The following is an 8,247-nucleotide window of genomic DNA, read 5'->3' on the forward strand; positions in this document are numbered from 1 at the left end:
CGCCGAGAACCGCTGCGGGGACGGCGTCAGGGAACCCGGCGCCGAGGAGTGCGACGGTGCCGACCTGGGCGGCGCCACGTGCTCGTCCCGCGGGCCGGTTACCTTCCCGCACGATGGGCCATCGGACCGCCGCGGCCGCGGAAGGCGGTGTCGGGGCAGCGGGGGACCCGGCTCGCCGGACGGTTTCGGCGGCGCGCCGGTGCCCGCGGAACCGATAGGCGGAAGCTAGCGGCGGACGGAATCCTCCGCTAGGGGAGGCGGGAGCCGGGAGGCGGCGGAAGGGCCGATCGGGCTCGCGTTCGGGATACGGGAGGCGGGAACGGACGCATCCCCGCCGGCGCCCCGGAGCGGTTGCGCACCGCCGCGCGGGCAACTCGGATCAGATCGAAACTCCCATGCGGTTCCGGAGCGCCAGCGCGAACAGCAGCATCAGCGCCAGCCAGCCCACCCACCAGGGCATCTCCGCGCCGAGAAACCGCCACTGGCGCTGAGGATAGGCAACTTCGATCGCTGCCACGGGCCCCGTTCCGGGTAGGGGGTCTTCACCGGGGTTCAGCAGCTCGTCGGCGAACCGCGGCGAGGGACGCCGGGGCGAGACGCGCTGCACCCCTCCACCGACGCGGAGGGTCTTCGTCAGCACGCGGTCGCCGGCCTTCAGGGCGAGAGCGAACCGCCCCTCGACCTCCGGCCGGATCTTCCAGTCGATCTCCCGGGCGGCGGGGAACCAGGCGGGCCCCGCAAGGACGGTGATGCCCTCCGGCGCCTCGAGGGCCACCTCGGGGCGCGTCTCGATCGGCTCCCCCACCAGGGCACGGACGAGCACCGCCTCGCCGGGACGCAGGGGGCGGTAGCCATAGTGCTGCTCGAGGTGGAAGTAGGCCAGCGCGAACGGGACGAGCATGAACGCCATCGGGACCAGGGAAAGCCCGAGGTAGTGGAGGTTGTGCCGCAGCAGCTCCCCCTGGGCCCGGAAAATCGCTCGCAGGTCGTCGTTGAACAACCGGATCTCGAACAGGCAGGCGTGGATCTGCCGCTTGACCTCGGCGATGCGATCCTGGTTCGACGTCTTCTTGAAGACGATGAGGGCGAGGATCGCCGAGAGGAGCGAGACCACGACCAGGCCGATCACCGGCGGCATCGACCGGAAAGGGAGCAGGAGCCCGTCGAACAGGGCCCGCAGTACCTGGTTCAGGTAGGACATGGCGCGTCCCGTCCGCCCGGGAAGACAGGGTTCACGAGATGTAGCCCAGGCCCTTGAGCCGCTTCTTCACCTCTTCTTCCGAGTCGGCGTCCTCGAGCTTCGCCAGCTCTTTCTCGAGCATGTGGGTGATGAACTCCTCGGCGGACGAGTATCCGGCGATGTCCGCGTAACGCTTCACCTTGGCGAGAAGATCCTTGTCGATCTTGATCTTGCCGGAACCGAACATGAGTCCTCGTGCCTCCCAGGTTCACTTCCGCAGTTCGGCCGGGTCGATCCCGAACCGCTCCAGAATCGTGCCGGTCAGTTCGTGCAGGTTGCGGGGAGGGCGGTCCAGCGGCACGGAACTGAACAGGATGCCCGGCACGGCCTCGTGATCCATGCAGTGGTCGCCGCTCCACCAGGATGTGTTGTCGGCGAAGACATTCTCCTCGATGTCGCCGAGCACGGACGGATCCGAACAGCGTGTTCCCTTGGCGTAGCCCACGATCATGTCCGGTCCGACCTCGAGCTGGCCGCGGTCGTGGTAGGTCTCCTCGCGGATGTACACCTTCGTCACCGCCGGTTGCCCGGTTTCGGGGTCCACCGTCTCCAGCAGCTTCCGGCCGATCTCCCTCAGCAGGGCGAGGCGCTCCTCGGGCGCGACGATCCCCTGCTTCTCGCGGCCCTTCAGGTTCACGTAAAGGCCGTTGATCCCCAGCCCGTAGGCTCGGGTGCGCGACCAGTCCACGTCGCCCGAGAGGATGCTTCCCGTGTCGGCATAGGGATCATAGAGGACGAGGTAACCGTTCTGCAGCAGCCAGGAGTTCAGGTTGAACGTGCGCCGCCAACTCGTGAAGCCGTGATCCGACATCACGATGAGCTCGACATCGTCGCCGGCATGCTCGAGGGTGTAGCCGACGATCTGATCCATGCGCCGGTACACCTCCTCGACCGCACCGGCAAAGGGCGCGTCTCGGACCGGATCGTAGGCGGGATGATCGGGGTCCATCGACCGCCACATCATGTGGGAAACCTGGTCGACGTTCCCGAAGTAGTAGAAAAGGAACCCCCGCGCGAACTTGTCGAGCACGTACTTGTACTGCTCTTCGATCTCTTCGCCGGCCAGGCGTGCCTGCTGGAGGAACTCCTCCGGGGTGAGGATGCCGCTCTTGAGGGCCTTCGTGTCCTCGGGCATCCCCTGCGTGTAGAACAGGCCGGTCGCCTCCGCCAGTTCCTGCGCGAAGGAGGCCGGATGAGACAGGGGGATCGCCGGATCGCGCGGATCGTGATTCAGAGGCGACACGTACATCTCGAACTGCGGGTGCACGGACCGGACATAAAAGCGCGCGATCGCCGGAATCGAACCGGCGACGAGCGACAGGAAGGGCCGCGCGAGGCGGCCGGCCGGGGCCCCGAGCGAGAAAGACACCGGGACCCAGTCGCTCCACTCACCGGCGCGCAGCAGCCGTTCCTCGTCGCCCACGACCAGCTTGACCACCTCCTCGTCGGGATCGAGGTAGACGGTGAAGGGCGCCTCGAGATCGGCCTTCCCGCAGGTGTACAGGGGGTTCTCGGGACCGTGCAGCGCGGCGTGGATGACGCCGTCCTCCACCGCGACCGCGTAGACCGCGCCTCCGGACACGCGGAGAGAGGCCTTGCTGGGATCGGTGGTGTAGAAGGAGAACTCGCCGTACCCGCCCATCAGGTCCGGGGTCCCCATCCCGCTCAGCTCCCGCGTCGCCAGGCCTGAGGGGGGGAAGTTCGCCGGCATGCGGACGACGGTCGTCTCGATGCCGTGATCCTCGAGAACCTGCCAGAAGGGCTTGCCATGACGCAGCAGCTTGGTCTCGCCGCCCCAGAGCGGAAACCGCCAGCAGCCGAGACGCACGGCGGGACCGTCACCCGATTCGACCGTGCTGGTGGAGAACTTCGGAAAATAGGTGAGGGGGTCGCGGTGAAGGAAGTCGAAGATGCCGTGGCCCCCGGCGTCCATCCCCGTGGTGAAGTCGGACCACGCCACCGGACTTTGCGGAGGGATCGCGGTTCCCAGCGGCCGGAACAGACCGCTCCGAGCGACGCGCGCCAGGTTCGGCAGCTTCCCCTCCGCGAGCAACCGGGACGTCAGCTCGTAATCCATCCCGTCGAAGCCCAGCACGATCAGGCGCTTCTCCGGGAGTTCCTGGGCATGGACCGCGGCGGCGGCCGCGACGACGGCCGCGGCCAGGAGGCAGCGCACCATCAGCCCGTGGCGCTGGGTCATCCTTTCTCTCCGTCTCCGGCGCGCGGTGCCGCCGGCCTGCTTCCGATCGGGCGTTCCGATCCGAACAGCGGCCGCCCGTCCATGTGCTTGGGCGGCCGGAGCCCGAACAGCTCCAGTGCGGTCGGAGCGATGTCGATCAGCGCGGGATCGCTCCGGTCGATCGGTTCGCTGCAGAAGAACACGCCCGGAACCAGCCGCGGGTCGACACAGTGGTCCCCGCTCCACGCCTTGACGTTGTCCTCGAACACCGGCCCGTTGACGACGCCGCTCGCGCAGTCCCAGGAGACGCGATAGCCGTGGTTGTAGCCGATCAGCAGGTCCGGCGCGTTTCCGAGGTACGGGCCGTCGTAAAGCTTGGCGGTGTCGAAGACTTCGCGGATGGCGATCGCCTCGCCCTCCTCGTCGACCAGTCCGCTCAACCGGGCGATCAGCTCCTGTTTCAGCGCCTCCGCCTCCTCGCCCGGCTCGACGATCCCCTGCGCTTCCCGGCCCTTGATGTTCAGGTACATGCCCGTGAGCCCCAGCGCGTAGGCCCTGGTGCGCGACCAGTCCACGTCGCGGAGCCATTCCGCCGAGCCGTCGGCACCTTCCTTCAGGACGAGATAGCCGTTCTGGTGAAGCCAGGCGTTGAGATTGACCCCTCGCCGGAAGGAAGTGAAGCCGTGATCGGAGATGACCATCAGGACATCGCCCTCGCGCAGCTCTGCCATCACACGTCCGATCAGCTCGTCGTTCCGGCGGTAGAGATCCTCGATCGCGTCCGCGTACTCCGGATCGCGGATGTCACGCGCCGCCGGGTGGCCCTTTTCGAGGTAGCGCCAGAACATGTGCTGAATGCGGTCGGTGGCGTCGAAGACGCAGACGAGCGTACCGCGGCGCAGCTTCTTCAGCGCGTCGAAGAACATCGCGCGCCGTTCCCGGTCGATGTCCCATGTCTGCTGCAGGAAGGTCGCGTCGTCCGTGACCTTCTCGTTCAGCGCCCAGGTGTCCTCCGCGAGCCCGAGCGTGCAGAACGATCCGATCCTCTTGGCCAGGTAGGTGGCGTAGTAGGAGGGGTGCGAGATCGGCATCGCTGGGTACTCGGGATCGATGTTGAGCGGGGTCACGTAGAGCGAGAAGTGCTCGCCATTCTCGACGACACGCATGCGGCACAGGCCGCGAATCTTGATCCCCGGCGCGGCGCGGAAGACGAGGCGGATCCAGCCGCTCAGGCGGTCCGCAGGGACCTCGTGCCGCTCGCCGTCGAGCTCGACCTCCGCCCCGCCGCCCGGGCGCGGCCGGATGGTCATCGGAATCTCGAGCTGCGGTGAGCCTTCCACGAACATGTTGGGAGGACCGGGTATGGAGGCCTCGAAAACGCCGTTCCCCCCCTTGAGCTCGATCCGCTCGCCCCCCTCCTTGAAGCGGCCGGAGGCCGGCCGGTTGGTGAACAGGAGGAACGTTCCCTGCGTCCCGAGCAGATCGGGGACGCACATCGCGCTCAACTGCGCACCGTAGAACTTGTCGGGCGGAAACGTGATCGGGACCCGCAGGACGGTGCTCCAGATGCGGTGCTCCCCGAGGATGGACCAGAACGGCTTCGACTTCCGCATCAGTCGGAGTTCGGGCTTCGAGAGGGGGATGCGGTAGCGGCCGATCTTGAGGAACCGGTCGACCGAGCCGATTCGCGTCGACGAGAGCATCGGCAGATAGGTGCGGCGGTCCCGGTCGAGGAAATCGTAGATGTTGTGCCGGGCGGGGTGGGTCCCGGTGCTGAACGAGGACCAGGCCACCGGCGAGACCGAGGGGAAGGTGGTCGCCAACCGGTGATAGCACCCCTGCTCGGCCAGCCGCTTGAAGTTCGGCAGCTTCCCGTCCGCCATGAAGCGGTCGGTGAGCCGCGGGTCCTGCCCGTCGAGTCCGACGACGATGAGGCGCCGGATCCTCGACCGCGCCCGGGGCCTCCGCCGGATCAGCCGGTACAAAGCCCTGAACGGCCAGACGAGCAGCGTGACGATCACCAGGAGGATCGTCGTGAACACCACCAGAAAGGAGGAGAGGAGGGCGAACCCCGCCCCCGGTCCGATGTAGGCCGCCGCCGGCCAGGCCGCGGCGGACGCGAGCACGAGCGCCGCCGCCCCCACCCGCCTGCCGGTTCCGATCATCCGCAAGTGCCCATCCAGGTTCGCTCCCGGCCCCCGTCCCGCCGCTGGCCGGCGGTCCCCGCCGTCCCGATGTGCTATAGACAACGATCGGTCCGGGCGGCGGGCGGCGCAGGTCCGCCATTATGCCCGCCCGCACGGGAAGTTCCAGAGCGCCGGGGGATCCGGTGCGAGGCGGCGGCGGAGGCAGGACACCGATGAGCAGCGCGGCACAAAAGTGGTGGCGCCGGATCCGTTTCGGCGAGCCCATCGTGGTCGTCTCGGGGCTTCCCCGCTCCGGCACGTCGATGGCGATGCGGATGCTGGAGGCGGGCGGGATGCCGCTCGTCGTGGACGGAATCCGCACCGCCGACGAGGACAACCCCAAGGGCTACTTCGAGTTGGAGCGGGTGAAGGAGCTCGACAAGGGCGGGGATACGTCCTGGCTCCGGCAAGCGCGCGGCAAGGCGGTCAAGATCATCTCCCAGCTCCTGCTCCACCTTCCGGGGACGAACAACTACAAGGTCGTCTTCATGCAGCGGGACCTCACGGAGGTCCTGGCTTCCCAGCGGAAGATGCTCCTGCGTCGCGGGGAGCCGGCCGAAGGGGACGATGCGCAGATGCGCCGGCTGTACGAGGAGCACCTGGACAAAGTGCGGTTCATCCTGCGTCGCCGCCCGTGGTTCGAGACGATCTACGTCCAGCATCGAGAAGTCCTCCGGGATCCCCTCGGCCAGGCGAAGCGGATCGCCGCCTTCGTCGGGCGGCCTCTGGACGTCGAGCGGATGGCCGGCGCCGTCGATCCGAGCCTCCACCGCAACCGCGCCGAGGAACTCAGCGGCTGAGTGCCGAACCGCCGCGGGGTTTCCGCCCGAGCCGGGCGGCGGGAGCCCCCCGCGCGCGGCAGCGCACGACGAGGTAGCCGCCCGCGAACCGAAAGGGAGTGCGGTCGGCCAGTTTCTCCGCCGCCAACGCCAGCCGGAGGAACGGACGGAACGCGTCGTTGGATCTCCGCCGGCGGAAGTACTGGAGGGGGAAGATCCACGCCCCGGTCGCCGCGTCGATCCCGAAACCGGCCCTGTGGAGCTGTCTTTTGAGCAGCGGCCAGCAGGTCCAGCGAGTGCGTTCGTCGAATCGCGGCTGTCGCCCCAACCGGCGGAGCAGGCTCCGCAGCGCCGCCTTCACGGGCAGCTTGACCGCCCGCACGAGCCCGTGGGGGGAGGCCCAGTTGTACTGGACGAGCACGAGCGTGCCCCCCGGGCGCAGAACCCGCCGGATCTCGTGCAGGACGAGGTCCTGCTGCGGTATGTGTTGGATCACCCGGACGCAGGTGACGGCGTCGATCGAGGCATCGGCCAGGGGAATCGCGGTGGCCGAGGCCCGCAGCAGCGCGGCCGGGATCCCGAGCGGTTGCCGCGCGAGGCTCTCCGAGGCCACGCCCAGCAGCCGCCCGGACCGATCCAGGCCGACCAGGCGCCCGGCGCGCGGAGCCAGCCAGCGCAGGAACCGCCCGTGGCCGCATCCCAGATCGAGGAGCACCGGAGCGCGCAGGTCCCCCATCACCCGCTCCAGCGCAGCCCGCTCGATTTCCGTCATGTAACGGCCGAAGCTGCCGCGGAAGGCGCGGTCGTAGTCGGTCCGTTCCCAGAACTCCGCCTTGAACTCGTCGAGCTTCAACGCGGATCCTCCTCCCGGAGCGAGGCTGGGCTCACGGCCGGACGATCCGGGGCAGCAGCCCCCGGAAATCGGTGGGCAAGATGTCGGATCGGGAGGAGATCTCGCCGAGGAGCCAGTCGTACCACCGGCGGATCTCCGGTGTCTGACGCGAGTAGGCGTTCGGGTGGAGGTTCAGCACGACCACGCGCCCGAGCTCCCTGGCCCGGTCGAGAAGCTCGCGGGTGTAGGCGATCGCCTCGTCCCCGGACAGCCCGAGGCCGGTGACCGAGAAGAGGGTCGAGTCCATCACATGCAGCGGCACCTCGATCACCCCCTCGCGCATGAGGCGGGGAGCCGCGAGCGGATGGACCCGCGGATCCAGACGGGAACGGTCCATGACGGTCGAGTCGTAGCGCAGACCGGCCCGTTGCATGCCGTCCAGCACGCCCCGGCTGAGCTTGAGGTAGTGCATCCGCAGGCCCTCGACCGGCCGGCCGGAGAGCCGGCGGAGCGTCTCCACCTCCTCCGCCAGCGCCGCACCGTCGGTGTGGACCTGGCCGTGGAGCCCGATGTCCCTTCCGGACCGCGACAGGCGGTCGAGGAGTCCGACGAGTTCGCTCCGCCCGTAGGCGATCCCGCGGCCCGGCCGAACCGCCACGAACCACGTGCTGGGGAGCCCCGCCCGGAGCTCCGCATCGATGAGGGAGGGAACGGTTCTCCACCGGTCGCGGCCGGCCGCTGCCGCCGCGACGCCGAACAGCCCGTCGAGCAGCCTCCAGGGCCTGGGGCGGCGGCGCAGGAGGTTCTGCCGGAACAGGTTGACCATGTAGCGGAGGAGGAACCCGTCGACGAAATGCTCCCGGAGACTCAGGTGGTCGACGTCGTGGCTGAGGAGAACACCGCAGCGGGTGCCGGGCGGCAGCTCGACGGCCAGCTCCCCGGTGAGCGGCGGCTCGGGAAAACCGACCGAGGGCCGTGAGGCGGCGGTCCGGCGCATCATGACTCCGGAGAGGCGCCCCCGGCGGTTTCCC

At 68.8% G+C, this 8,247-nt stretch carries 7 protein-coding genes; 1 reads left to right on the plus strand and 6 read right to left on the minus strand.

Annotation, left to right across the window (positions count from 1 at the left end; all coding sequences use genetic code 11):
• Nucleotides 1-379: 379 nt before the first annotated feature.
• Genes D6718_05555 through D6718_05570 form a run of 4 tightly spaced genes read right to left on the minus strand, consistent with a single transcriptional unit; the run spans nt 380 to nt 5,584 of the window.
• Nucleotides 380-1,201 (minus strand): hypothetical protein, encoded by an 822-nt coding sequence (locus D6718_05555; protein RMG46474.1) that lies wholly within the window; start codon nt 1,199-1,201, stop codon nt 380-382.
• Between the two features lie 31 nt (nt 1,202-1,232).
• A complete protein-coding gene (locus tag D6718_05560) occupies nt 1,233-1,427 on the minus strand; it encodes a hypothetical protein (GenBank protein ID RMG46475.1) in 195 nt (64 codons plus the stop codon).
• A 21-nt stretch (nt 1,428-1,448) separates the two neighbouring features.
• Nucleotides 1,449-3,440 (minus strand): hypothetical protein, encoded by a 1,992-nt coding sequence (locus D6718_05565; protein RMG46476.1) that lies wholly within the window; start codon nt 3,438-3,440, stop codon nt 1,449-1,451.
• Nucleotides 3,437-5,584 (minus strand): nucleotide pyrophosphatase, encoded by a 2,148-nt coding sequence (locus D6718_05570; protein ID RMG46477.1) that lies wholly within the window; start codon nt 5,582-5,584, stop codon nt 3,437-3,439. The genes D6718_05565 and D6718_05570 overlap by 4 nt, the downstream gene beginning before the upstream one ends.
• 194 nt (nt 5,585-5,778) lie before the next feature.
• Between D6718_05570 and D6718_05575 the strand changes: the two genes are divergently transcribed.
• Nucleotides 5,779-6,405 (plus strand): sulfotransferase family protein, encoded by a 627-nt coding sequence (locus tag D6718_05575; protein RMG46478.1) that lies wholly within the window; start codon nt 5,779-5,781, stop codon nt 6,403-6,405.
• Here the strand turns inward: D6718_05575 and D6718_05580 are convergent.
• The gene (locus tag D6718_05580) at nt 6,395-7,237 is read right to left on the minus strand and encodes a class I SAM-dependent methyltransferase (protein ID RMG46479.1); all 843 of its coding nucleotides are present in this window, start codon (nt 7,235-7,237) and stop codon (nt 6,395-6,397) included. The genes D6718_05575 and D6718_05580 overlap by 11 nt on opposite strands.
• 31 nt (nt 7,238-7,268) lie before the next feature.
• Entirely contained in the window at nt 7,269-8,216 is a 948-nt protein-coding gene (locus tag D6718_05585) for a hypothetical protein (GenBank protein ID RMG46480.1), read from the minus strand.
• Between the last annotated feature and the right edge of the window lie 31 nt (nt 8,217-8,247).

The sequence above is a fragment of the Acidobacteriota bacterium genome, assembly GCA_003696075.1.
Lineage (GTDB): Bacteria > Acidobacteriota > Polarisedimenticolia > J045 > J045 > J045.

Coding starts and splice junctions, on each gene's coding strand:
- D6718_05555 (RMG46474.1), bottom strand. CDS start 1,201: ATGTCCTACCTGAACCAGGTACTGCGGGCCCTGTTCGACGGGCTCCTG.
- D6718_05560 (RMG46475.1), bottom strand. CDS start 1,427: ATGTTCGGTTCCGGCAAGATCAAGATCGACAAGGATCTTCTCGCCAAG.
- D6718_05565 (RMG46476.1), bottom strand. CDS start 3,440: ATGACCCAGCGCCACGGGCTGATGGTGCGCTGCCTCCTGGCCGCGGCC.
- D6718_05570 (RMG46477.1), bottom strand. CDS start 5,584: ATGATCGGAACCGGCAGGCGGGTGGGGGCGGCGGCGCTCGTGCTCGCG.
- D6718_05575 (RMG46478.1), top strand. CDS start 5,779: ATGAGCAGCGCGGCACAAAAGTGGTGGCGCCGGATCCGTTTCGGCGAG.
- D6718_05585 (RMG46480.1), bottom strand. CDS start 8,216: ATGATGCGCCGGACCGCCGCCTCACGGCCCTCGGTCGGTTTTCCCGAG.